Origin of the sequence: Microvirgula aerodenitrificans DSM 15089 (assembly GCF_000620105.1) — a bacterium.
Classification (GTDB): Bacteria; Pseudomonadota; Gammaproteobacteria; order Burkholderiales; family Aquaspirillaceae; genus Microvirgula; species Microvirgula aerodenitrificans.
In genome coordinates this window covers 1-24,071 of the sequence record NZ_JHVK01000004.1, presented here as the reverse complement: position 1 = coordinate 24,071, position 24,071 = coordinate 1, and the positions used below count along the sequence as shown (strand labels likewise).

At 65.3% G+C, this 24,071-nt stretch carries 26 protein-coding genes and 4 tRNA genes; 17 read left to right on the top strand and 13 right to left on the bottom strand.

The genetic code is table 11. The features are described 5' to 3' along the window. From lpxC to moaC, 3 genes are read left to right on the top strand one after another with little or no spacing between them, the layout of a single operon-like run. Positions 1-912, top strand: a complete 912-nt coding sequence (gene lpxC / locus Q352_RS0105565; protein ID WP_028498479.1) for a UDP-3-O-acyl-N-acetylglucosamine deacetylase — start codon at positions 1-3, stop codon at positions 910-912. A gap of 49 nt (positions 913-961) precedes the next feature. Continuing rightward, the gene (locus Q352_RS0105560; RefSeq protein ID WP_028498478.1) at positions 962-1,144 is read left to right on the top strand and encodes a hypothetical protein; all 183 of its coding nucleotides are present in this window, start codon (positions 962-964) and stop codon (positions 1,142-1,144) included. A gap of 20 nt (positions 1,145-1,164) precedes the next feature. After that, positions 1,165-1,647 (top strand): cyclic pyranopterin monophosphate synthase MoaC, encoded by a 483-nt coding sequence (gene moaC / locus Q352_RS0105555; protein ID WP_028498477.1) that lies wholly within the window; start codon positions 1,165-1,167, stop codon positions 1,645-1,647. On the opposite strand, the gene Q352_RS0105550 is transcribed toward moaC, so the two are convergent. Next, positions 1,644-2,084, bottom strand: coding sequence for a DciA family protein (locus Q352_RS0105550; protein ID WP_028498476.1), 441 nt, complete (start codon positions 2,082-2,084; stop codon positions 1,644-1,646). The two genes, moaC and Q352_RS0105550, sit on opposite strands and share 4 nt — an antisense overlap. Positions 2,085-2,333: 249 nt before the next feature. Between Q352_RS0105550 and secA the strand changes: the two genes are divergently transcribed. Further along, positions 2,334-5,054 carry a preprotein translocase subunit SecA gene (secA, locus tag Q352_RS0105545; protein ID WP_028498475.1) on the top strand — a complete coding sequence of 907 codons (2,721 nt, stop codon included), beginning with the start codon at positions 2,334-2,336 and terminating at the stop codon, positions 5,052-5,054. 68 nt (positions 5,055-5,122) lie between these two features. Here the strand turns inward: secA and Q352_RS23715 are convergent, their stop codons facing one another. After that, complete coding sequence (locus Q352_RS23715) at positions 5,123-5,572, bottom strand: pilin (protein WP_036385453.1); 450 nt, start codon at positions 5,570-5,572, stop codon at positions 5,123-5,125. A 166-nt stretch (positions 5,573-5,738) separates the two neighbouring features. Here Q352_RS23715 and Q352_RS0105535 point away from each other — a divergent pair, with 166 nt between their 5' ends. From Q352_RS0105535 to Q352_RS0105520, 4 genes are all read left to right on the top strand, one after another. Continuing rightward, positions 5,739-7,082, top strand: coding sequence for an adenosylmethionine--8-amino-7-oxononanoate transaminase (locus Q352_RS0105535; protein ID WP_028498474.1), 1,344 nt, complete (start codon positions 5,739-5,741; stop codon positions 7,080-7,082). Positions 7,083-7,148: 66 nt separating this feature from the next. Then, a complete protein-coding gene (locus tag Q352_RS0105530) occupies positions 7,149-7,562 on the top strand; it encodes a hypothetical protein (RefSeq protein ID WP_028498473.1) in 414 nt (137 codons plus the stop codon). Then, the gene (pdxA, locus tag Q352_RS0105525) at positions 7,559-8,530 is read left to right on the top strand and encodes a 4-hydroxythreonine-4-phosphate dehydrogenase PdxA (RefSeq protein WP_028498472.1); all 972 of its coding nucleotides are present in this window, start codon (positions 7,559-7,561) and stop codon (positions 8,528-8,530) included. The genes Q352_RS0105530 and pdxA overlap by 4 nt, the downstream gene beginning before the upstream one ends. A gap of 35 nt (positions 8,531-8,565) precedes the next feature. Beyond that, positions 8,566-9,276 (top strand): MgtC/SapB family protein, encoded by a 711-nt coding sequence (locus Q352_RS0105520; RefSeq protein WP_051528713.1) that lies wholly within the window; start codon positions 8,566-8,568, stop codon positions 9,274-9,276. Between the two features lie 22 nt (positions 9,277-9,298). Here the strand turns inward: Q352_RS0105520 and Q352_RS0105515 are convergent, their stop codons facing one another. The 7 genes from Q352_RS0105515 to Q352_RS0105485 all read right to left on the bottom strand — a co-directional run bounded on the left by Q352_RS0105515 (position 9,299) and on the right by Q352_RS0105485 (position 15,038). Next, positions 9,299-9,853, bottom strand: coding sequence for an NADPH-dependent FMN reductase (locus Q352_RS0105515; RefSeq protein ID WP_028498470.1), 555 nt, complete (start codon positions 9,851-9,853; stop codon positions 9,299-9,301). A 73-nt stretch (positions 9,854-9,926) separates the two neighbouring features. Further along, positions 9,927-10,760: a taurine dioxygenase gene (tauD, locus tag Q352_RS0105510; RefSeq protein WP_028498469.1), complete on the bottom strand. Its 834-nt coding sequence runs from the start codon at positions 10,758-10,760 to the stop codon at positions 9,927-9,929. Positions 10,761-10,774: 14 nt separating this feature from the next. Next, a complete protein-coding gene (tauC, locus tag Q352_RS0105505; RefSeq protein WP_036385451.1) occupies positions 10,775-11,620 on the bottom strand; it encodes a taurine ABC transporter permease TauC in 846 nt (281 codons plus the stop codon). Next, entirely contained in the window at positions 11,607-12,404 is a 798-nt protein-coding gene (tauB, locus tag Q352_RS0105500) for a taurine ABC transporter ATP-binding subunit (RefSeq protein ID WP_028498467.1), read from the bottom strand. The genes tauC and tauB overlap by 14 nt, the downstream gene beginning before the upstream one ends. A 9-nt stretch (positions 12,405-12,413) precedes the next feature. Next, positions 12,414-13,418 carry a taurine ABC transporter substrate-binding protein gene (gene tauA, locus Q352_RS0105495; protein ID WP_028498466.1) on the bottom strand — a complete coding sequence of 335 codons (1,005 nt, stop codon included), beginning with the start codon at positions 13,416-13,418 and terminating at the stop codon, positions 12,414-12,416. Positions 13,419-13,529: 111 nt separating this feature from the next. Then, positions 13,530-14,792, bottom strand: coding sequence for an Hsp70 family protein (locus tag Q352_RS0105490; protein WP_028498465.1), 1,263 nt, complete (start codon positions 14,790-14,792; stop codon positions 13,530-13,532). Between the two features lie 170 nt (positions 14,793-14,962). After that, positions 14,963-15,038, bottom strand: a tRNA-Ala gene (locus Q352_RS0105485). Between the two features lie 43 nt (positions 15,039-15,081). On the opposite strand from Q352_RS0105485, the gene Q352_RS0105480 reads away from it, so the two are divergent. Beyond that, complete coding sequence (locus tag Q352_RS0105480; RefSeq protein ID WP_036385449.1) at positions 15,082-15,645, top strand: O-acetyl-ADP-ribose deacetylase; 564 nt, start codon at positions 15,082-15,084, stop codon at positions 15,643-15,645. Between the two features lie 54 nt (positions 15,646-15,699). Here Q352_RS0105480 and rpoH read toward each other — a convergent pair whose 3' ends face one another. From rpoH to ftsY, 4 genes are all read right to left on the bottom strand, one after another. After that, positions 15,700-16,548: an RNA polymerase sigma factor RpoH gene (gene rpoH, locus Q352_RS0105475; protein WP_028498463.1), complete on the bottom strand. Its 849-nt coding sequence runs from the start codon at positions 16,546-16,548 to the stop codon at positions 15,700-15,702. Positions 16,549-16,773: 225 nt separating this feature from the next. Beyond that, positions 16,774-17,682: a permease-like cell division protein FtsX gene (ftsX, locus tag Q352_RS0105470; RefSeq protein WP_028498462.1), complete on the bottom strand. Its 909-nt coding sequence runs from the start codon at positions 17,680-17,682 to the stop codon at positions 16,774-16,776. Then, entirely contained in the window at positions 17,679-18,332 is a 654-nt protein-coding gene (gene ftsE, locus Q352_RS0105465; RefSeq protein WP_028498461.1) for a cell division ATP-binding protein FtsE, read from the bottom strand. The genes ftsX and ftsE overlap by 4 nt, the downstream gene beginning before the upstream one ends. 11 nt (positions 18,333-18,343) lie before the next feature. Then, on the bottom strand, positions 18,344-19,486 hold the full coding sequence (gene ftsY / locus Q352_RS0105460; protein ID WP_028498460.1) for a signal recognition particle-docking protein FtsY: 1,143 nt from the start codon (positions 19,484-19,486) through the stop codon (positions 18,344-18,346). A 100-nt stretch (positions 19,487-19,586) separates the two neighbouring features. Here ftsY and Q352_RS0105455 point away from each other — a divergent pair, with 100 nt between their 5' ends. From Q352_RS0105455 to Q352_RS0105420, 8 genes are all read left to right on the top strand, one after another. Then, positions 19,587-20,969: a M16 family metallopeptidase gene (locus Q352_RS0105455; protein ID WP_028498459.1), complete on the top strand. Its 1,383-nt coding sequence runs from the start codon at positions 19,587-19,589 to the stop codon at positions 20,967-20,969. Further along, positions 20,959-22,290, top strand: coding sequence for a M16 family metallopeptidase (locus Q352_RS0105450; protein ID WP_028498458.1), 1,332 nt, complete (start codon positions 20,959-20,961; stop codon positions 22,288-22,290). The genes Q352_RS0105455 and Q352_RS0105450 overlap by 11 nt, the downstream gene beginning before the upstream one ends. A 6-nt stretch (positions 22,291-22,296) precedes the next feature. Beyond that, positions 22,297-22,845, top strand: a complete 549-nt coding sequence (gene rsmD, locus Q352_RS0105445; RefSeq protein ID WP_028498457.1) for a 16S rRNA (guanine(966)-N(2))-methyltransferase RsmD — start codon at positions 22,297-22,299, stop codon at positions 22,843-22,845. Between the two features lie 92 nt (positions 22,846-22,937). Further along, positions 22,938-23,189, top strand: coding sequence for a YfhL family 4Fe-4S dicluster ferredoxin (locus tag Q352_RS0105440; RefSeq protein ID WP_028498456.1), 252 nt, complete (start codon positions 22,938-22,940; stop codon positions 23,187-23,189). 165 nt (positions 23,190-23,354) lie between these two features. Continuing rightward, positions 23,355-23,439: transfer RNA gene (locus Q352_RS0105435), tRNA-Tyr, on the top strand. 53 nt (positions 23,440-23,492) lie between these two features. Continuing rightward, positions 23,493-23,566: transfer RNA gene (locus Q352_RS0105430), tRNA-Gly, on the top strand. A gap of 15 nt (positions 23,567-23,581) precedes the next feature. After that, positions 23,582-23,656: transfer RNA gene (locus Q352_RS0105425), tRNA-Thr, on the top strand. 35 nt (positions 23,657-23,691) lie between these two features. Further along, positions 23,692-24,071, top strand: a 380-nt coding sequence (locus Q352_RS0105420; RefSeq protein WP_028498455.1) for a GTP-binding protein, incomplete at its 3' end; no start/stop codon positions are given.

Sequence of the window (24,071 nt, the reverse complement as noted above, 5' to 3'; positions counted from 1 at the left end):
ATCCACCAGCGCACGCTCAAGGAGCCTGTCAGCGCGAGCGGGGTCGGGTTGCACTCGGGCGACCGCATCAAGCTGACGCTACGCCCGGCGCCTCCCGATTCCGGCATCGTGTTTCGCCGCACCGATCTCCCCGGTAGCGACGATATCCGGCTTGCCCCGGAACTGGTGAACGACACGCGCCTCTCCTCGACGCTCGTCACGCCCGACGGCGTGCGTGTCGGCACCATCGAGCACCTCATGAGCGCGCTGGCCGGACTGGGTATCGACAACCTGATTGTGGAAATGACGGCGCAGGAAACGCCGATCATGGACGGCAGCGCCATGCCGTTCATCTATCTGCTGCAAAGTGCGGGCATCGTCGATCAGGCGAAGCCCAAGCGCTTTATCCGCGTGCTGGACACGGTGGAAGTGAGCGAAGGCGACAAGTGGGTCCGCCTGTCGCCGCACGACGGTTTCAAGGTCAGCCTGGAAATCGCCTTCAACCACCCGGTATTCCAGCGCGCGCCGCAGAAGGTCGAGATCGACTTTGCCGGCACCAGCTACATCGACGCGATCGCCCGTGCCCGTACCTTTGGCTTCATGCATGAAGTGGAAAGCATGGCCAAGGCCGGTCTGGGCCGTGGCGGCAGCCTCGACAACGCCATCGTCATCGATGATGAATACGTATTGAACAGCGATGGCCTGCGCTATCCGGACGAGTTCGTGCGCCACAAGATCCTCGATGCGATCGGCGACCTGTACGTGCTCGGACACCCGCTGATCGCAGCCTTCTCCGGCTACAAGTCCGGGCACGCGCTGAACAACCAGTTGCTGCGCAAGCTGCTGGCCTGTACCGATGCCTGGGAATACGTCAGCTTCGCTTCGGCCGACCAGGCACCATCCAGTTTCCATCGCCTGCCGGCCCCGGTCTGAACCGCGGCAGGCGCCGCCCCGGAAACCACCCTGACCGGAGGGCGCCGTCATGCTGTTTTTCCGCCTGTGGCTGCTGATCGTCATCTTTGGCGTCGGCTGGTCACTGTTCTGCTTTGCCTTTACCCGCCAGCGCCGCTTTCTGGGCTATATCCGCCGCATCGTCATCGGTTCGGCCGTGCTGGCGCTGGTATTGACCCTGGTCTGGGCGCTGGTGCGCCACCTGTACAACTGAGTGACTGAACGGAGCCCCGCATGTCCTCTCCGCTGACCCATTTCGATGCCGCCGGCCAGGCTCACATGGTCGATGTCGGCGCCAAGGCCGAAACCGCCCGCGTCGCCGTGGCCACCGGCTGGATCGCCATGCAGCCGGCGACCTTTGCCCTGGTGCGCGATGGTGGCCACAAGAAGGGCGACGTGCTCGGCATAGCCCGCGTGGCCGCCATCATGGCGTCCAAGCAGGCGTCGTCGCTGATCCCGCTGTGCCACCCGATCGCGCTGACGCGGGTCGCGGTCGAGTTCGCGCTCGATGAGGCCGCCAGCCGCGTCGGCTGCACCGTGACCGCTGAAACGGTCGGCAAGACCGGAGTGGAAATGGAAGCGCTGACCGCAGTCAGCGTCGCCCTGCTGACCGTCTACGACATGTGCAAGGCAGTCGACCGCGGCATGGAAATGGGCGGCATCCGGCTGCTGGAAAAAGCCGGCGGCAAATCGGGGCACTGGAAGGCGGAAGACTAGCGCTTCGCCCGTCGTGCCGCGATAAACCGTGACAGCGCCCGCGCGAGTTGCGGATGGCCGGCGACATTGCCGGCAGTGCGTTCCAGCGCGTCGAGTGCGGGGTCGTTGACCGAGAAATTCTTGGGCTTCTTGTTCGGCTTGATGTCGACCCGTACCCGGACCTTCAGCCGCGACACCGGCCAGCCATCGGCGGCCAGGGTGTTGCACAGTCGGGTTTCCAGCGAGCGCAGCTTGGTGACCACGCTGCCGCTGGCGGCGAACACCACCAGCTCGCCGTTTTCGCGCACGCAGGCGACCTCGACACTGCCGGCCAGGCCGGGCGTCAGCTGCCGTTTCAGTGCGGCGTCGAGCTCGCGGTAGCGGTGCGACAGCTCGGCGAGCGCGGCCAGTTTCGGTACGCGGGTCAGGTGCTTGGTAACGGGGTCGCTGGAGTCCATGCCGTGGATTGTGCCACGAGCCCGGCCTGTCGCCATCCCTGTAAATTCATGCCGTCGGGCTTGAGAAATGGCGGGATCGCCGCATCTGTCACCGCGCATGCAGGATTGATCTGGCACAGACAATACGCGATCGCAGCACCCGCAGGCCCGCGCGCCCGGTCGGGATCGTTGCGTGCCCAGCGTGGGCGCATGGCCGCTGTGCTAATATTCCCTCTATTTTTTTCGGCGCGCACCGCCTACTGACAACCCATGATCCAGAGTCTACTGAAAAAAGTCTTCGGCAGTCGCAACGACCGGCTGCTCAAGCAATACCGCGGTACGGTGACCCGCATCAATGCGATGGAACCGGAGATGCAGGCGCTGGATGATGCGGCGCTGGCTGCCAAGACCGACGAGTTCCGCGACCGCTTCCAGAAGGGTGCCACGCTCGATTCGCTGCTGCCCGAAGCCTTCGCCGTCTGCCGCGAGGCCAGCCGCCGCGTGATGGGCATGCGCCACTTCGACGTGCAGCTGATCGGCGGCATGGTGCTGCACAACGGCAAGATCGCCGAAATGCGCACTGGTGAAGGCAAGACGCTGGTCGCCACGCTGCCGGCCTACCTGAACGCGATCGCCGGCAAGGGCGTGCACGTCGTGACCGTCAACGACTACCTGGCCAGCCGTGACGCGAACACCATGGCCAAGCTGTACAACTTCCTCGGCCTCAGCGTCGGCGTGAACCTGTCGCAGATGGCCCATGGCGACAAGCAGACCGCCTACGCCGCCGACATCACCTACGGCACCAACAACGAATTCGGCTTCGACTACCTGCGCGACAACATGGTGTACAGCACCGGCGAGCGCGTGCAGCGCCCGCTGTCGTATGCCATCGTCGACGAAGTGGACTCGATCCTGATCGACGAAGCGCGCACGCCGCTGATCATCAGCGGCCCGGCTGACGACAATATCGACATGTACCAGCGCATGAACGCCATTCCGCCGCTGCTGGTCCGCCAGCAGGAAGAAGAAGGCGAAGGCGACTACTGGGTCGACGAGAAGGCGCACAGCGTCATGCTGTCCGAATCCGGTTTCGAGCATGCCGAAGTCCAACTGATCAATGCCGGCCTGCTGCGCGAAGGCGACAGCCTGTACTCGGCCGCCAACATCACGCTGATGCACCATCTGATGGCCGCACTGCGCGCCCATGCGCTGTTCCATCGTGACCAGCACTATGTGGTGCAGGACGACGAAATCATCATCGTCGACGAGTTCACCGGCCGGCTGATGGCCGGTCGCCGCTGGAGCGAGGGTCTGCACCAGGCGGTCGAGGCCAAGGAAGGCGTGACCGTCAACCGCGAGAACCAGACGCTGGCGTCGATCACGTTCCAGAACTACTTCCGCATCTACAAGAAGCTGGCCGGCATGACCGGCACGGCCGATACCGAAGCCTACGAATTCCAGCAGATCTACGGTCTGGAAACCGTGGTGATCCCGACCAACCGGCCGATGATCCGCAAGGACAACCTCGACCTGGTCTACCGCACCGCCGACGAGAAGCATCACGCCATCGTCGCCGACATCCGCGACTGCCAGCAGCGCGGCCAGCCGGTGCTGGTCGGTACCACCTCGATCGAAAACTCCGAACTGCTGTCGGCCCTGCTCGACAAGGAAAAGCTGCCGCACGAAGTGCTGAACGCCAAGCAGCACGCGCGTGAAGCCGACATCGTGGTCCAGGCCGGTCGTCCGGGCGTCATCACCATCGCCACCAACATGGCCGGTCGCGGTACCGACATCGTGCTGGGCGGCAGCATTGCGCCGGACATTCTCGCCATCGAGAACGATGCGTCGCTGACTGCAGAACAGAAAACGGCAAAGATCGAAGCGCTGAAAGCCGACTGGCAGCCGCGCCACGATCAGGTGCTGGCCGCTGGCGGCCTGCACATCATCGGCACCGAACGCCATGAATCGCGCCGGATCGACAACCAGCTGCGTGGCCGTTCCGGCCGCCAGGGCGACCCGGGCAGCTCGCGCTTCTACCTGTCGCTGGAAGACCCGCTGCTGCGCATCTTCGCCTCCGACCGCGTCGGCGCGATCATGCAGCGACTGAAAATGCCGGAAGGCGAAGCGATCGAGCACCCGTGGGTGACCCGCGCCATCGAGAATGCCCAGCGCAAGGTGGAAGGCCGCAACTTCGACATCCGCAAGCAACTGCTCGAATACGACGACGTGTCGAACGACCAGCGCAAGGTCATCTACCAGCAGCGCAACGAGATCCTCGAATCGGAGAATGTCGCCGACATGATCGCCGCCATGCGCGACGACGTGCTGGCCGGCCTGTTCGATGCCTATATCCCGCCGCAGTCGATGGAAGAACAGTGGGACGTGGCCGGTCTGCGCAAGGTGCTGGCTGCCGACTACCAGATCGACGCACCGGTCGACGAATGGATGAAGGCCGAACCGTCGGTCGAGACCGAAACGTTCAAGCTGCGCATCCTTGACCAGGCTCGCGCCCAGTACGATGCCAAGGTCGAATCGGCCGGCGGCGACGTCATGCGCCAGTTCGAGCGTGCCGTGCTGCTGCAGCACTTCGACAGCGCCTGGCGCGAACACCTGTCCGCGCTCGACCACCTGCGCCAGGGCATCCATCTGCGCGGTTACGCGCAGAAGAACCCGAAGCAGGAATACAAGCGCGAAGCCTTCGAGCTGTTCGCCGCGATGCTGGAACGCATCAAGCGCGAAGTGACGCAGATCGTGGCCACGGTGCAGATCCGCAGCCCGGACGAAGCTGCCGCTGCCGAAGCATTCGAGCACGAACCGCTGCCGATGGAGTTCCGTCATGACGAGTTCACCGTCGACGGCGACGAAGCCGTCGACGGCAACCCGTACTCGCCGGATCGTCTGGCTGCCGCCGGCATCAAGGTCGGTCGCAACGATGCGTGCCCGTGCGGTTCCGGCAAGCGCTACAAGCAGTGCCACGGTCGTCTGGCCTAAGCTGACCGAAGCACGAAAAAACGCCGCGTTCTTGTGATCGCGGCGTTTTTTATGGGCGAATGCCGTCGTTATCCACAGCTTTCCGGCAGGTAGCGGGCCGGTGTCGGCGACGTGCTGCCGGGCTGACAGCGCCACTGCACCCGCCGCGTCGCGCTGTCGCCAGTGCCGATCAGTTCGAATGTGGTGTGGCGCAGCGTGCTGGCCAGCGCGTCGCTGGCGGACAGCGTGACCAGATAGCGGCGGCTGCCGGCGCCGGCCGGGGCGTCGGCAATTCGAGCAACCAGCGGCGATGGCGAGATCACGGCCTGTTCTGTCGCGGCCGGCATCCGGCCATGGGTCGCATAGTAGGCCGATACTGAAGCGCGGGTGGTTGCCAGCGCTTCCAGCGCCAGCGTCACCTGACTGCGGTTCGCGTGCTGCCAGTACAGTGGCAGGGCGATGGCCGAGCTGATGCCGACCACGGCGACCAGCAGCATGCGCTCGATCAGTGAAAAGCCCTGCGGCCGTGGTGCTGTCATCTCTTTCGTCTCCGGTTCGGTTCCCGCGATCATAGCAATGGCACCGTGGGTGCGGCCGGCCGATGGCGTCGTCGTTGCCGTCGGTGTCGCTTCGGTCGTCGGCAGCCTGCCCGGCGGGGGCCAGCCTGTTAAACTGGCGCCTGACCATCTTGCCCGGGAGCCCGTTATGACCTCCGCCAATGCCGACTGGCTGCAACGCAGTCGGCAAGCCGTCTGGCATCCATGCACGCAAATGAAGCGGCATGAAACCCTGCCCATCACTCCGATCGCTTCCGGCGACGGCATGTGGCTGGTGGATTTCGACGGCAAGCGCTATCTGGATGGCGTCAGCTCATGGTGGGTCAACCTGTTCGGGCACAATGAACCGCGCATCAAGGCGGCGATCACCCGGCAGATGGACAGTATCGAACACATCATGCTGGCCGGATTCACTCACCGGCCGGTGGTGGAACTGTCGGAACGGCTGGCGGCACTGACCGGTCTCGGTCATGCGTTCTACGGCTCGGATGGCGCCAGCGCCACCGAAATCGCGCTGAAGATGAGCTTCCACTACTGGAAGAACCGCGGCCTGCCGTGGAAAAACCGCTACCTGCACCTCGATGGCAGTTACCACGGCGAAACCGTCGGCGCGCTGGCAGTGACCGACGTCGCCATTTTCCGGGATACCTACGCACCGCTGGTGCGCTCCGGCCTGCAACTGCCGGCGCCGCTGCCCGAGCGCCAGGAAACGGCCGACGACGCCGTGCGCCGTGCGCTGGCAGCGCTGGAACATGCGCTGGAGCGTCATTCGGACGAAACCGCCGCGCTGATTCTGGAACCGCTGGTTCAGGGCGCGGCCGGTATGCGCATGTACCCGCCGGCCTATCTGAGCGGCGCGCGGCGGCTGTGCGACCTGTACCACATCCATCTGATCGCGGACGAAATCGCCGTCGGCTTCGGCCGCACCGGCACGCTGTTCGCCTGCGAACAGGCCGGCATCAAGCCGGACTTCCTGTGTCTGTCCAAGGGCATTACCGGCGGCTATCTGCCGCTGTCCTGCGTGCTGACCAGCGACACGGTCTACGATGCGTTCTATGACGATTCGGTGGCGCGCGCCTTTCTGCATTCGCACAGCTATACCGGCAATGCGCTGGCCTGCGCGGCGGCGCTGGCGGTGCTGGACATTTTCGAGCAGGACGACGTGCTGGCTGCCAACCGCGAGCGTGCTGCCCTGTTCACCCGGAAGCTCGCGCCGGTGGCGGCGCACGCCAAGGTGTCCGGCTTCCGCCAGCAGGGCATGATCTGGGCATTCGAAGTCACCAGCCGGCGCAATGACTTTTCGCCGGCGTTCTTCGCCGCGATGCTGGAACAGGGCTGCCTGTTGCGCCCCATCGGCAACACCGTATATTTCATGCCGCCGTACGTGATCGAGGCCGCGCACATGGACCAGATGGTCGAGGCGACGCTGGCGACGCTGGAGCGCATCGATGAACTGCCGGTGCGCGCCGGCCCCGATGGCCGGATGGCCTGACCGCATTCGAGGACGGACGGTGGCTGTCCCGCCGCTCGCCGAACTTGTTCTGACCCTGGAGGTTCCATGTTTTTCATGCTGCTCGCCGCGACGTTCCTGATTTCCCTGGTGACGTCGGTGCTGGTGTCGCGCTTTTTCGATGGCGCGGTTGCGCGCATTCTTGGCCGTATCGTCGGTGACGACCTGACCGATCCGTGGCGCAAGTACCTGCGCTTCGCCATTGTCGTGGTCGGGGTATCCGGCGGGGTGCGGCTGTGGGAGCTGGAAAAGTACCTGGACGGCAAGAGCGTGGCGACCGAGCTGACCGGCGCGCGCTGGACGCTGGAAATCTACCGCACGCTGATCGAGACGCTGCAGTCGGTCGCCTGGCTGCTGCTGCTGTTCTTCCTGTGCACGATGATCGCCTACGTGGTGGTCCGCGCCATCGAGAGCAAGTCCGCGAGCCCGGCCCGGCGTGAAAAGCAGGACGACGCGCAATGAACACGCGCCCCCTCGCGCTGACCGCCGGCGAACCGGCCGGCATCGGCCCCGACCTGGTCTGCCAGCTGGCACTGCGGCCCCGCGACAGCCGGGTGGTGGTCATCGCCGACCGCGAACTGCTGGTCGCGCGGGCGGCACAACTGGGCCTGCCGGCGCAGTTCGTCGCTTTCGACCCTGCCGCGCCTGCACCGGACACGGCGCTGGAAGTGCTGCATGTGCCGCTGGCCGTGCCGGTGCAGGCCGGCGTGCTGGATGCACGCAATGGTCACTATGTGCTGGCGACGCTGGATGCCGCCATCGATGGCTGTCTCGACAGCACCTTCGCGGCGATGGTGACCGCGCCGGTGCACAAGGGTGTCATCAATGAAGCCGGTGTGCCGTTTACCGGCCATACCGAATACCTGGCCGAGCGCACCGGTACGCCCCGGGTGGTGATGATGCTGGCCGGTGGCGGCATGCGTGTCGCCCTGGTCACCACCCATCTGCCGCTGCGCGAGGTGGCGGATGCCATTACCGGCGCGCTGCTGGATGAAGTGGTCACCATCCTGCATGCCGACCTGGTCGGCAAGTTCGGCATCCCGGCGCCGCGTATTCTGGTGGCCGGACTGAATCCGCATGCCGGCGAGGGCGGCCACATGGGGCGCGAGGAAATCGACATCATCGAACCGGCGCTGGCCGCGCTGCGCGCGCGCGGCATCGATCTGGCCGGTCCGCTGCCGGCCGATACCCTGTTCAATCCCGACAAGCTGGCCCACTGCGATGCCGTTCTGGTGATGTACCACGACCAGGGGCTGCCGGTCCTGAAGCATGCCAGCTTCGGCCACGGCATCAACATTACCCTTGGCCTGCCGATCGTCCGCACCTCGGTCGACCATGGCACGGCGCTGGATCTGGCCGGCAGCGGTCGTGCCGACCCCGGCAGCCTGTACGCGGCGCTGGCGCTGGCCGACACCCTGGGTCGACCCTAGTCCGGGCGCAGACCTGACACCAAGGAAGGACCGCGATGGAGATTCCCCTGCTGTCGGCACAGACCGGTGACCTGGCGCTGCGGCTGCTGGCGGCGCTGTTTGCCGGCGCGATCATCGGCGTCGAGCGTCATTACCATGGACGTCCGGCCGGCTTTCGCACTCACGGACTGGTCTGCCTGTCGTCCTGCCTGCTGATGCTGATGACGGTCTATCCGGCCGACTGGGTGCCGGCCGGCATGCAGGCTCATCTGCAGATGGATCCGACCCGGATGGCGCAGGGGATCATGACCGGCATCGGTTTTCTCGGTGCCGGGACCATTTTGCGTGAAGGATTCTCGATACGCGGGCTGACCACGGCCGCGTCGATCTGGGCCACGGCTGCGATCGGCGTACTGATCGGCATCGGCTTCGTGTGGCCGGCGGCACTGTCCACCGTACTGGCGATTGGCACGCTGTCGGTGTTCCGCTGGGTTGAAAAGCGGATGCCGGCGCTGTTCTATGCCCACCTGACGCTGCGCTTCTCGCTGCGCGAGGTCATGTCCGAGCCGGAACTGGCCAGCCTGCTGGCCGGCCAGGGTTTCACCCTGACCGGACTCAGCTACAAGTACGATGCCGACGATGACTACTTCGAGTACCGGATGGTGATCCGGGCGTCGCATGCTGACGCCGGCACCCGGCTGTCGGACCATCTGCGCGGGCTGGGCCAGCTCAAGGGCTTCCGCATCGCTCCCAGCGGCGAGGCCTGAAGCAGCCCGTCAGCCGCCGGCCTCAACGCGGGCTGTGCTGTCTGACCCAGGCCGCGTAGCGGTCGGCAAAGCCCTGCAGATAGGCGCGGGTGTCGTCGTTGCCGATATGGCCATCGGCGTCGATCAGCCCGTCCTTGTACTGCAGGAAGATCTCCGGCTGGCCCAGCACCTGCACATCGAGATAGGCGAGGATGTTGCGCAGGTGCTGCTGTGCCAGTGCGGTGCCGATTGCCCCGGGCGAGGTGCCGGCCACGGCCGCCGGCTTGCCACCCCAGGCACTCTTGCCCCAGGGACGCGAGCCCCAGTCCAGCGCATTCTTCAGCACCCCGGGCACCGAGCGGTTGTATTCAGGCGTCACGAACAGCAGGGCATCGGCAGCTTCGATCTGCTGCTTGAAGTGCACGGCGGCGGCGGGAAACTGGCTGTCCAGATCCTGGTTGTACAGCGGCAGCACGCCGATATCGACGAACTCGAAGCGGAAGTCGGCCGGCAGCAGCCGGGACAAGGCCAGCGCGAAGCGGCGGTTGTACGACTCCTTGCGCAGGCTGCCAACCAGAACGGCGACGGTATGGCTCATGAACGATCTCCTTGCGGGTGGGGGAAAACGACAATGACGCTTAACGCTAGACGAAAAAACCCTGACTGTCCGCTCAGAACGGCCGATCGCCGAGAATGGTGGCGCGGTGCATCACGCGCCGGTGCGGCAGATAGTCGGCCACTGCATAGTGCTGGGTGACCCGGTTGTCCCAGAAGGCCACGTCATTTTCCTTCCAGCGCCAGCGCAGGCTGAATTCCGGCCGGCTGGCGTGGGCGAACAGGAAAGCCAGCAGCGCCTCGTTTTCGCGCGGCTGCAGTTCGACGATGCGTGAGGTAAAGCCCTCGTTGACGAACAGTGCCTTGCGACCGGTCTCGGGATGGGTGCGCACGACCGGGTGCACGCGCGGCGGATGATCGTCGCGCGCCTGGCGCCAGCGTGCGTACTGCGGTGTGTCGCGGAAACGTGCTTCCGGGAACGAGCGGGTGAAATCGTGCACGGCGCTGAGGCCGCCGAGCCACTGCTGCAGCGGGGCTGACAGCGCGTCGAAGGCGGCGGTGCCGCTGCTCCACAGCGTGTCGCCGCCACTCGGCGGCAGCGATTTGGCTGCCAGCACCGCCCCCAGCGGCGGCGTGTCGATAAAGGTGACGTCGGTATGCCAGTTGTCGTTGTCCGGCAGATTGTCGGCATCGGTATCCAGCACCATGATTTCCGGCTGCTCACGGACATTCGGGTACACCGGATGGATATGCAGGTCGCCGAACGCCGCCGCGAAATCGCGCTGCTGGCGCGGTGTCAGCGGCTGGTTCTCGAAAAACAGCACCTGATGGCGCAGCAGTGCGGCACGCAATGCCTCACGATGAGGGGGGTCGAGCGGCGCGGCCAGCGACAGGCCGGCAACCCGGGCGCCGATGGCCGGACCGAGGGGTTCGATATGCAGGGTGGTCATGGGATCTCTCTTTGTCAGACGTGTTCGCGCCACGGCGTCAGCCGGTGCTGCAGGTAGCGCAGCCCGAGCTCCAGCGCCAGGGCGATCAGGGCAATCAGCAGGATGCCGGCGATCACCACATCGGTGACCAGGAACTGGGCCGCCGACTGGACCATGAAGCCGAGCCCGCGCGTGGCGGCAATCAGTTCGGCGGCGACCAGCGTCGACCAGCCGGCGCCCAGCGCAATGCGGGTGCCGGTCAGGATGTCGGGCAGGGCGCCGGGCAGGATGACAAAGCGCAGCTGCTGTATGCGGCTGGCACCGAGTGACTGCGCGGCCTGCAAGCGCGAGGGATCGAGGTGGCGCACACCGCTGGCGGTGGCGATGACCAGCGGCGCAAAGATCGCCAGGTAGATCAGCAGCACCTTCGAGGTTTCACCGATGCCGAACCAGATCACCATCAGCGGCAGATAGGCGAGCGGCGGAATCGGACGGTAGAACTCGATCAGCGGGTCGAGGGCGGCGCGTGCGGTCCGGTTCAGGCCGATCAGCATGCCGGTGGGGATGGCGGTCAGCAGCGCCGCCAGCAGGGCCAGCAGCACGCGCGACAGACTGGCGCCGAGATGCTGCGCCAGCGAGGCATCCATGAAACCGTCGATTGCCAGCCGGTACAGCCGCGCGGCCACCGCCTGCGGTGAGGGCAGGAACAGTGGGTCGATCCAGCCCAGGGTGGTGGTCAGCCACCACAGGGCGAGCAGTCCGCCGACACTGAATACGGTTGGTCGCTGGCGACGCCAGCGTGTCGTGAGGCGGGATGCGGGCACGGCCTGCGGCGGGGCGAGCGTCTCGGCTTCCAGCGTGGCGGCTTCAGGCGTGAACATGGTGTGTTTCCCCCTGACGATCAAAGACCTCGGCCAGCAGCAGCTCGCGGCAGGCAATAAAGTCGGGATCGGACTTGATCGAACGGGCCGGTTCGCCGGCCGCATAGCGGCGGGCGAAGTCCAGCGTATGGCGGGCGGAGATGCGGCCGGGACGCGGCGACAGCACGATCAGTTCGGTGGCGAGAAAGACCGCTTCCTCGATGCTGTGGGTGATGACGAACAGCCCCTTGCCGGTCGCCTGCCACAGATCGAGGATCAGGCTCTGCATCTGCTCGCGCGTCAGCGCGTCCAGCGCGCCGAGCGGCTCGTCCATCAGCAGGAAGTGCGGATCGGCAGCCAGCGCGCGAGCCAGCCCGACCCGCTGCCGCATGCCGCCGGACAATTCCCGGATCCGGTGCTGTTCGAAGCCGTCAAGCCCGACCAGCTTCAGCATGCGCCGCGCGGCGGCATCGCGCTCGGCGCGGCCGACCCGCTGCAGGCGCGGGCCGAGGCCGACATTGTCGAGCACGTTCAGCCACGGCAGCAGTGCATCGTCCTGAAACACCACGCCGCGCTCTGCGCCGGGGCCGCGGACGGGCTGCCCATCCAGCAGCACCCGGCCACGGTCCGGTGCCTGGAAACCGGCCATCAGGCCGAGCAGGGTCGATTTGCCGCACCCGGATGCGCCGAGCGCCACCACGATCTCGCCGCTGCGCAGTTCCAGCGAGACATCATGCAGAGCGGTCAGCGCACCGCGCGGCGTCCCGAACACCACGCTGGCCGACTGGACGGACAGGACAGACATGCGACCCCCTTACAGCCCGGCGGCCTGGCGCACGTAGCGGGTTTCGACAAAGGGCTGGTAGCTGGCCTGGACCTGATCGACCTTGTTCTGCGCCTTCAGAAAGCGCGAGGTATCGAGCAGGGCGCGGGCGGTGCCGCCACCGAGCAGGCCGGCCGACAGCTGCTCCCGCGCCAGCGGGAAGACGGTGCCGGCCAGCAGGCCGGGCACGTCGGCTGGCGAGGCACCGGTCAGCCGGGCGATTTTCTGTACCTGTGGCGAGGCGGCATCCCAGCGCGCCGGGTCCTTGCGGTAATCGGCATAGGCGTCAAGGGTGACCTTGACGAACTTGACCAGCACTTCGGGATGCCTGGCGGCAAAGTCCCTGCGCACGATCCAGGTATCGAAGGTCGGTGCGCCCCAGCGGCCGACGTCGGCCGACGTGGCCAGCACCTTGCCGCTTTCCCTCGCCTTGCTCAGCGCCGGATCCCAGACATAGGCGGCATCGATGTCACCGCGTTGCCAGGCCGCAGTGATTTCCGACGGACGCAGATTGATGACCTGCACCTGACGCGGATCGATCTGCCAGTGCTTCAGTGCCGACAGCAGGCTGTAATGAGCGGTCGACACGAAGGGCGTGGCCACCTTCTTGCCGGGCAGATCCTTCGGTGATTCGATCTTGCTGCCGTTGCGGGTGACCAGCGCCTCGGCGCTGCCGAGTTGCCCGGCAATAAAGAAAGTCTGGATCGGCAGGCCACGGCTGGCGGCAGCGGCCAGCGGGCTGGAACCGAGGAAACCGATCTGCACATCGCCGGAGGCCACGGCGGCAATGACCTCGGCGCCGGCCTCGAACTTGCGCCAGTTCAGTTTCTGGCCGATGGCTTTCTCATACAGCCCGTCGGCCTGCGGTACCTTGGACGGTTCGACCGAGGTCTGGTAGGCAATGGTGATGCCCTCGTCGGCCATGGCCGTGGCGGGCAGGCCGATAACCGCAGCGGCGGCGGCGGCGAGCAGAAAATGGCGGCGGCTGAATGACATGACAGACTCCTGAGCGGCGGAATTGCGCGGTCAGGAGACTGTAGAAAAGGTCACAGGGAATGAAAAACAATAAAAACGGGAATGCATATTCCCGTTTCAGGCGTTGCGCCGTCAGCCGTAGCGTCGTGCCGCTTCCACCGCCAGGCCGGCGCCGATGCTGCCGTACAGATCGCCTTCGACCGCGCGCGCACACGGCAACTCGGCGGCGATGCGGGCGCGCAGATGCGGCACGCCGCTGCTGCCGCCGGTAAAGTAGATGGTCGATACCCGTTCGCGGGCGACGCCGGCATCCTTCAGCAACTGGCCGACCACCACGGCCACCCGGTCGACCAGCGACTGGGTCGCCGTGGTGAAGTCATCACGGGTGATGACGGGCGCCAGGCCGGCTTCAAGCCGCTCCAGCGACAGACTGGCGTGGTCCGCCGTCGACAGGTCGATCTTGGCCTGCTCGACCTGCAATGCCAGCCAGTGGCCCTCATGGCGATTGACCACCCGCGACAGCCGGTCGAGCTCGGTCCGTGCCAGTGCGTCACGATAAATGCCCTGCAGATCGGCCCAGGCCTGGCGGGTGTAGGCGAGGTTGATCGTGTGCCAGGTCGCCAGATGGAAGAAGATGCCGGACGGAATCTCGGCGCCATTCTTCATCCGCGAGCGGTAGCCGAGGTGCGGCATCATGCCGCCGAGACTGAGCGCACGGTCGAAGTCAGTGCCGCCGATATGCACGCCGGCATTGCCGAGCAGATCGTCCGCCCGTTCCGAACGGGCCGAGCGTTCCGGCGACAGCCGCACCAGCGAGAAGTCGGCCGTGCCACCGCCGATATCGGCGATCAATACCAGCTCCTCGTGGGCCAGCGTCGTTTCATAGTGCAGCGCGGCGCCGATTGGCTCGAACTGGAAACTGACGTCGCGGAAACCGACCTGGCGGGCGATGGCTTCCAGCGTGTCCTGTGCGCGCTGGTCCGCTTCCGGATTCTCGTCGACGAAAAACACCGGCCGGCCGAAGACCGCCTGGTCGAACGGTCGCCCGGCGGCGGTCTCGGCGCGGGACTTCAGTTCACCGATAAAGGTCGCCAGCAGGTCGCGGAACGGCAGGGCGCGGCCGAGCACCTCGGTATGACCGTCTATCAGGCTGCTGCCGAGCAGGCTTTTCAGTGCCCGCATCAGCCGGCCCTCATAGCCATCGATGTACTCCGCCATCGCCGCGCGGCCGACGCTCATGCTGTCTTCGTCGGCGTTGAAGAACACGGCCGACGGCAGCGTCGGCTTGCCGTCTTCCAGTGGCAGCAGCGTGGCGACGCCCGGACGCAGCCAGCCGGCGGTGGAGTTCGAGGTGCCGAAATCGATGCCGCAGGCGCGGGCGGGTGAGAGATTCATGGTGGGAACGTCGCCGTGAAAGGGGCATGGATGCTACGCGAGCAGGCGGCGTCAGGCCAGCCCCATCGGGAGGAAGTGTCGCCAAAGTCCTTCACCTGCTGCGCGCTGCATCCGCAAATAAAAAACGCATTACACTTTGCCGTGTAATGCGTTTTTTATCGGGTGTTCTCTGGTGGACCGGATGAGGATCGAACTCACGACCTTAGCATTGCGAACGCTACGCTCTCCCAACTGAGCTACCGGCCCAACGAGGCGCTATTATACGTTTTTTGAGGTGCCGGACAAGTCCATGGACAAAATCACACCTGCCGGTTTGCCGGCTGATCGGGTCCGCATTTGCGTGGGTGACCTGACGCAGATTGAAGTGGATGTCATCGTCAATGCCGCCAATTCGGGGCTGATGGGCGGTGGCGGGGTGGATGGCGCCATCCACCGGGCCGGCGGGCCGGCCATCCTTGCCGATTGCCGGCGCCTGCGCGAGACGGTGCTGCCGGACGGACTGCCGACCGGGCAGGTGGTGGAAACGACCGGGGGCCGGCTGCCGGCGCGCTATGTGCTGCATACGGTCGGACCGGTCTGGGGCCGGCATGGCGGGGATGAAGCGGCGCTGCTGGCCGCCTGCTACCGCAATGCGCTTGCACGGGCGGCGGCACTGGAGTGCGCCAGCATTGCCTTCCCGGCCATCTCGACCGGCATCTACGGCTATCCGCATGTCGATGCGGCACAGGTCGTGGCCGGGGTGCTGGCTGACTGGTGCGCGAGCATGGCCCAGCCCGAGCGCATCGTGCTGGTGTTCTTCTCCCCCCGCGACGGTGAGATATTCAGCCGGGTCAGCGGATTGCCATGGCAGTGAGTGGAAAGAAAAAAGCCCGCGAATGTGCGGGCTTTTTCGTTGATGTGGCGGCGATCAGCCGGCAACCATCGTCATCTGCATCTTCTTCAGTGCCTTGGCCTCGATCTGGCGGATGCGCTCGGCGGACACACCGAATTCGCCCGCCAGGTCGTGCAGCGTCAGGCCGCCATCGTCCTGCAGCCAGCGCGCCTCGATGATGCGGCGGCTGCGTGCGTCGAGGCTGGCCAGGGCTTCCTCGATGCCTTCGCGCTGCAGGCGGTCATAGGCCTTGCGTTCGATTTCGCGCGTCGGCTCGCTTTCGTGGTCGGCCAGCCAGTCGATCGGCGCGTAGCCGTCTTCGTCGCCATCATCGGCCAGCAGCGCGATGTCCTGACCGGACAGCCGCGTTTCCATTTCGCGGACTTCTTCCGGCTTGACGCCGAGGTCGTCGGCGATGCGCTGCGCTTCCTTGTCCGACAGTGCCGAGAAGCCCTGCTTCATCGAGCGCAGATTGAAGAACAGCTTGCGCTGCGGCTTGGTGGTCGCGATGCGCACCAGGCGCCAGTTGCGCAGGATGAATTCGTGTATTTCGGCCTTGATCCAGTGGACGGCGAACGAGAACAGGCGCACGCCGCGGGTCGGCTCGAAGCGTTTGACCGCTTTCATCAGGCCGATATTGCCTTCCTGGATCAGGTCGGCCTGCGGCAGGCCATAGCCGGCGTAGCCGCGCGAGATCGAGACCACCACGCGCAGGTGCGACAGCACCAGTTGCCGCGCGGCTTCAAGGTCTTCGTCCTGCTGGAAGCGGGTAGCGAGTTCGAGTTCTTCCTCTTGCGTCAGCATCGGAACGCTGTTCACGGCCGCAATGTACTGATCTAGGCTGCCATTGGCAGACGGTACCGGCAGGTTCATCGTGGCATTCATCAAGTGGATATCCTCCTTCAACGCTCGATTCTAGCACTCACATCGGGAGACTGCTAAAAGCATCCGGTTTCGCCGGCCAGTCATTTTTTATCGACAACATAGCTCAAGACTATGATTGGCCAGCGCAAAAATCCAGCAGGGCAGGTCGACGGCTGTCGTCCTGCCCGGGAAACCCAGTCTGCCCACCAGGGCTTAGCCCGGACTTAATCGTCGGCGGCCGGGATCTCAGTGCGGTGTCAGCTGCCGCAGGTGGTGGTTGACCGCCAGGCGGGCGCCGAGCATGGTCAGCAGCGCGCTGGCGGCGATCAGGATGGCGATCTCGTCGGCATCGAGTGGCGCCAGCCGGGCCTGCGACCCGTACAGCGTGGCGATCTGGCCCAGCGCCGGGCTGGCCATGCTGGCGAAACCGGCCGACAGCCCCCAGGCGATCAGCGCGGCGAAAATGCCCTGCCACAGCGCGTGATACATGAACGGACGACGGATAAAGCCGTTGGTCGCACCAATCAGCTTGGCGACTTCTATCTCGTCGCGCCGCGCCAGAACCTGCAGGCGGATGGTGTTGTGGGTCACCAGCACCAGCGCGACCGCCAGCACGATGCCGAGCCCGAGCAGCAGTTGCCGGCCCAGGGTCAGGATGGCGTCCAGCTTGTGTGCCCACGACGCATCGAACTGGGCCAGTTCGACCAGCGGCAGCCCGGACAGTTCGCGCTGCAGATGCTCAAGCTGCGTGGCCGGCATGTCCTTCGGCGTCACGATAAACGCATCCGGCAGCGGATTGCCGCCGAGGCCGTCCTGCATGCCGTCCAGCCCGTTGCGCGCCAGCAGCCCTTTCAGCGCCGTATCGCGGCCGACGAACTCGATGCTGGCCACGCCGGGATGCTGCTTCAGCGCCGCCTCGACCGCCTTGACGTCGGCGGTGTCGGCCGACAGTTCCATGAACAGCGTCATTTGCGGGACCGAGGTCAGCTGGCCGGCCCAGGCCGACAGGCCCTTGACCGTCTGGTACAGACCGAGCGGCAGCGACAGGGCCACGGCGAGCAGCAACAGCGTCAGCAGATTGCCGAACGGCTGGCGGAAAAAGCCGGTCAGCGCGCGGCGGGCCGACTGCCAGTTCAGGATCAGCGAGTGTTTCATGCGGCGAACGCTCCATGGGCCAGGCGGATGATGCGACGGCCATAGTCGGCCATCAGGGTTTCGTCGTGGGCGGAAATGACCACGGTGGCGCCGACCTGGTGGAAGGACTTGAACAGTTCCATGATGTCGAGCGCATAGGCGCGGTCGAGGTTGGCCGACGGCTCGTCGGCCAGCAGGATGCTGGGGCGGTGGACCACGGCGCGGGCGATGCACAGCCGCTGCTGCTCGCCACCGGACAGGCGGATCGGATTGGTCTTTTCCTTGCCGAGCAGGCCGACCTTGTCCAGCGCCGCATGAACGCGGCGGGTCGATTCGCGACGGTCGAAGCCGATGATGTCCAGCGGCAGCATCACATTGTCGAACACGCTGCGGTCGTAGAGGATCTTGTGATCCTGGAACACCACGCCGATATGCTGGCGTACGTACGGCAGCTGGCTGGCGCGCAGCTTGGACAGGTTCTGGCCGTTGACCACCACATTGCCCATCGTCGCGCGCTCGATGCCGGAGATCAGCTTCAGCAGCGTGGACTTGCCGGCGCCGGAGTGGCCGGCGAGAAACACCATCTCGCCGCGATCGATCTGGAAGCTCAGGCCCTTGATGGCGTCGATACTGCCGGGATAGCGCTTGGTGACTTGGTCGAATTTGATCATGGCTCTCGTGCTCAGTCGAACAGGGCGTCGACGTAGTCGCGTGCCGAGAACGGCCGCAAGTCGTCGAGGGTTTCGCCAACGCCGATAAAGTACATCGGGATCGGGCGTTCGCGGGCGATGGCGGCAATGGCGCCACCCTTGGCCGTGCCGTCCAGCTTGGTCAGGATCAGGCCGGTCAGGCCGAGCGCGTCGTCGAAGGCCTTGACCTGCTGCACGGCGTTCTGGCCGATATTGGCATCCAGCACCAGCAGGATTTCGTGCGGCGCGTCCGGCAGCGCCTTGTTGCAGACGCGCTTGACCTTCTTGATCTCTTCCATCAGGTGCAACTGCGTCGGCAGCCGGCCGGCCGTATCGGCCAGCACGATGTCGATCTTGCGCGCGATGGCGGCCTGGATCGCGTCGTAGCACACGGCGGCCGCGTCCCCGCCCTGCTGCGAGACCACGGTCACATTGTTGCGCGTCCCCCACTCCGCCAGCTGCTCGCGCGCGGCGGCACGGAAGGTGTCGCCGGCGGCAAGCAGCACGCGCTTGTCCAGGGTCTGGAAGTACTTGGCCAGCTTGCCGATCGACGTGGTTTTGCCGGCGCCGTTGACACCGGCCATCATGATGACCAGCGGGGCGGCGCGCTGCAGGTCGAGCGGCTTCTCCAGCGGGCCGATCAGATCGAGAAGGGCATCCTTCAGCGCGCCCTTCAGCTCGCTGGCATCCTTGAGCCCCCTCAGCGAGACCCGCTTGCGCACGTCGTCCAGCAGATGCTGGGTGGCGCTGACGCCCATGTCGGCGGTCAGCAGCACGGCTTCCAGTTCCTCGTACAAGTCCTCGTCGATCTTGCCGCCACCGAACAGGCCGGCAAACTGCTTGCCGAGCTTGTCGCGGGTTTTCGACAAGCCGGCCTTCAGGCGCTCGGTCCATGATGGGCGCCGGGCCGTCTCCGTGCCTGCCGGTTCCGGCTCCGGTTCCGCAGCAACAGGCGGGACCGGGGTGGATTCGACGACCGCAACCGGCTCGGGCACAGTGTTCACCGGTTCGGCTGCTGCCGGGACCGGTGTGTCGGGCGTGTCCGCGGCTTCGGGCGCGGTGTCGGGCGCGGTGTCGGGCGCGGTGTCGGGCGACGGGGTGACGGGAGTGGGTTTACGCTTGAAAAAACTGAACATGGAATAAGCTGACAGTCGTTGCGCGAGGATGACTCGCGACAAAATGATTAGGTATAAGCCCGGATTTTATTCTTTTTTCGACTTTCTACTAGGCAAGGGCATGAAAGCAATTCAACTTTCCGGTTTTTCCGGTGCCTTGCTGCTGCTGGCGGCCAGTGCGGGCGCGGCGGAAGCACCGACGGTCGAGGCGGTTCTCGACAATGGCATGAAAGTGGTCATCCGTCCCGATGACAGGGCACCGGTCGCCGTGTCGCAGGTATGGTACCGGGTTGGCGGCATCGACGAGATCGGCACGCTGACCGGGATCAGCCATGCACTGGAACACATCATGTTCAAGGGTACGCGCAGCGTCGGTCCGGGCGAGTTCGCCCGCCGTGTCGCCGCCCGCGGTGGCCAGGACAACGCGTTCACCAATCGCGACTACACCGCGTACTACCAGCAGATCGGCAGCGCGGCATTGCCGGAGATGTTCCGGCTCGAAGCCGACCGCATGGCCAATCTGGTCATCGACGCCGACACGCTGAAGAACGAACTGGAAGTCATCCGCGAAGAGCGGCGCATGCGCACCGACGACAGCCCGGCGGCCGTGCTGATGGAGAAGGTGAGGGCGACCGCGTTCAAGGGGCCGGCCCGGCAGCCGGTCATCGGCTGGGCCGACGACATCCCCCGCATCGACCGCGGCGTGCTGAACGACTGGTACCAGCGCTTCTACGCGCCGAACAACGCCACGCTGGTGGTGGTCGGTGGCGTCGATCCGGCCCAGGTGCTGGCCGCCGCCCGCGACACCTTCGGCAAGCTGCCGCGACGCGACGTGCGCCGGCCGGAAGCGCCGGTCGAGCCGCCGATGCAGGATGGTCCGCACCGCTTCGTGGTCGAGCAGCCGTCGCAACTGCCGTATCTGGTCATGGCCTGGCGGGTGCCGAAACTGAACAAGCTCGACGATGCCGATCCGTATGCGCTGAGCATGCTGGCGGCCACGCTGGACGGCATCGATGCGTCAAGACTGCCCAAGCGCGTGGTGCGCGAGGCGCGCATCGCCGACAGCATCAATGTCGACTACGACCCGGCATCGCGCGGTGACACGCTGTTCACCATCACTGCCGTGCCGGCCGCCGGCAAGACGGTGGCCGAGGTCGAAAAGGCCATTCGCACCGAACTGACCCGCCTGGCGCGCGACGGCGTCAGCCAGGACGAACTGAAACGCATCCGCCGGCAAATGATGGCTTCCCGCATCTACCAGCGCGATTCGCAGTTTGCCCAGGCCATGAATATCGGCGTACTGGAAACGCGCGGCTTCGGCTGGAAGGCCGAAGACGAAATGGATGCACGGCTGAACAAGGTCACCAGCGCCGACATCCAGCGCGTGGCTCGCGCCTGGCTGCGTGACTCGGCACTGACGGTCGGCGTGCTGAAGCCGCTGCCGCCGGACCCGAAGCACCCGCTGCCCGCGCAGAACCTCAAAGGAGACGGCAATGTCCATTAATCACGTTCCGGTCCTGAAGGCCGTGCTGGCGCTCGGCCTGCTCGGCACGGTGTGCAGCGCCAGTGCGGCGACCATCGAGCACTGGACCCAGCCCGATGGCGCCCGCGTCCTCTATGTGGAAGCGCGGCAGAATCCGATTGTTGACCTGCGCATCGATTTCGATGCCGGCAGCCGGCGTGATCCGGCCGACCGGCCCGGTGTGGCCGGCATGACGGCCGACATGCTGTCCGCCGGCACGACGACGCTGAGCGAAGACGCCATCTCCAATCGCTTCTCCGATCTGGCCAGCGAGTTTGGTGCCGGCGTCGACCGCGATCGCGCCTTTGTCCACCTGCGCAGCCTGTCGTCCATGGCGGAGCGCGAGGCTTCGGTGAAACTGGTCAACGAGATCCTGACCCGGCCGGCGTTTCCGGCCAGGGTGCTGACCCGGCTCAAGGCCCAGGCCATTGCCGCCTACCGGCAGCAACAGGACAGCCCGGAGGCCGTCGCCTACCGGCTGCTGAACCGCAGCATGTATGGAACGCATCCGTATGCCAGCGGCGCCCGTACCGACGAAGCGGCCATCAGCGCCCTGACCCGGGCCGACTTGCAGGCCTTCTGGCGGCATTACTACCGGCCGTCGACCATGACCATCTCCATCGTCGGTGATGTTGACCGGGCCAGTGCGGAACGGCTGGCCCGACAGCTGACGCGTGGTCTGTCCCCCGCGCAGGCTGCCCTGCCGGCCCTGCCGCCAGTACCGGCGGCGCAGGGCGACACGATCCGGAAGACGCACACCGCCACCCAGGCCAGCGTCATGTTCGGCATGCCGCTGATCACCCGGGACGATCCGGACTACTACGCGCTGGTGGTCGGCAACTACATCCTGGGCGGTGGTTCCTTCGACTCGCGTCTGATGAAGGAACTGCGTGACAAGCGCGGGCTGACCTACGGCGCATCGAGCTGGCTGGCGCCGTATGCGCAACCCGGCGACTTCGCCCTGTCGGTCAATACCCGGCGCGAACAGGCCGACGAGGCGCTGAAAGTCGCCCGGCAGACCCTGGCCGACTTTGTCGAGCACGGGCCGACCGAAGCGGAAATGGCCCAGGCGAAGGGGAATATCGTCGGCGGATTTCCGCTGCGCTATGCCAGCAATCGCAGTCTGATCGGATACGTGGCGGTCATTGGCTTCTATAATCTGCCCCTTTCCTGGCTAGACGATTACCCGAAGGCCATAGACAAGGTGACCGCCGCCGACGTGCGCGACGCTTACCGCCGTCGGGTCGATCCGGCGCGGATGAGCGTGGTCGTGGTCGGTGGCGAGCCGCAGCGCGTTCAATGAGGCAGCGTGAAATCCAACAGCAATAAAGTGCGGATCATCGGCGGCGACTATCGCCGCCGGCTGATTTCGTTTCCGGACCAGCAGGGGTTGCGGCCGACGCCGGACCGGGTGCGCGAGACCCTGTTCAACTGGCTGGGGCAGGCGCTCTACGGCCAGCGTGTGCTGGACCTGTTCGCCGGCAGCGGTGCCCTGGGCTTCGAGGCGGCCAGCCGCGGCGCCTCGCGCGTGGTCATGGTTGAAAAATCCAGGGCGGTGGCAGCCAGTCTGCATGACAATCGCCGCCTGCTTGAAGCCGGCACGGTCGAAGTGGTCAACGCCGACGCCATTGGCTGGCTGTCCGGCTGCACGGACACCTTCGATCTGATCCTGGTCGATCCGCCGTACGATTCGGACCTGCTGGCCCGCGTCCTGCCACTGCTGGCGGCACGACTTGCGCCGGGCGGAACGGTCTACGCAGAATGTCGCGACTGGCCGGAACTGAATGGCTGGAAACGGGTCAAGGAAGGCAGGGCGGGCGTGGTCCGCCATGGCTTGCTGATGCGCGAGCCGGCATGAACTTAGAACCCGCCGTTAGTTGCTCAGGCGGGACTTAGCTGACACAATTGTCAGCTTGCTTACTAACTTATTGAAACAAAGCGAGAATCAGCATGGCTCTGATGATTACCGACGAGTGCATCAATTGCGATGTCTGCGAGCCGGAATGCCCGAATAACGCCATTTCCCAAGGCGAAGAGATTTACCAGATCGATCCGAATCTCTGCACCCAGTGTGTCGGCCATTACGACGAACCGCAGTGCCAGCAAGTCTGCCCGGTCGACTGTATCCCGTTGGACCCGGGTCACGAAGAGACGCACGACCAGCTGTACCAGAAATTCGTGATCATCAGCGGCAAGGCCTGAGTCTTCCGCGTGCCATCGCCTAACTGGCTGATTGGCAAGGACAACGCCCCGGCATTTTCCGGGGCGTTGTTGCATCCGGCACATTTGGTCAGCAGAAATTGGGCTTTTTTCGCAAAAAGGTGTTGACGGGTTTCCGGGTGGTCTATATAGTTCGGGCTCTCTCACGGAGGGGTTCCCGAGCGGTCAAAGGGATCAGACTGTAAATCTGACGGCTCAGCCTTCGAAGGTTCGAATCCTTCCCCCTCCACCAGAATTCAAGATTTAAAGTCTTGGCGGCGTGACGTTGAATCGACGCGCAGCGAGGCGGGTGTAGCTCAATGGTAGAGCAGAAGCCTTCCAAGCTTATGACGAGGGTTCGATTCCCTTCACCCGCTCCAAGTCTCAGGTCAAGCGCCCATGTAGCTCAGGGGTAGAGCACTCCCTTGGTAAGGGAGAGGTCGGCAGTTCGAATCTGCCCATGGGCACCACTTACTTCTTTGTTTTTCTGACAGGAAAACTCATCATGGCTAAAGAGAAGTTCGAGCGGACGAAGCCGCACGTGAACGTCGGCACGATCGGCCACGTTGACCACGGCAAGACCACGCTGACCGCGGCGATCACCACCATCCTGTCGAAGAAGTTCGGCGGGGAGGCCAAGGACTACGCAGCAATCGACAGCGCACCGGAAGAACGCGCGCGCGGCATTACCATCAATACCGCTCACGTCGAGTACGAAACGGAAGCACGTCACTACGCGCACGTTGACTGCCCGGGACACGCCGACTACGTGAAGAACATGATCACGGGTGCCGCGCAGATGGACGGCGCGATCCTGGTGTGCTCGGCCGCTGACGGCCCGATGCCGCAGACCCGCGAACACATCCTGCTGGCCCGTCAGGTTGG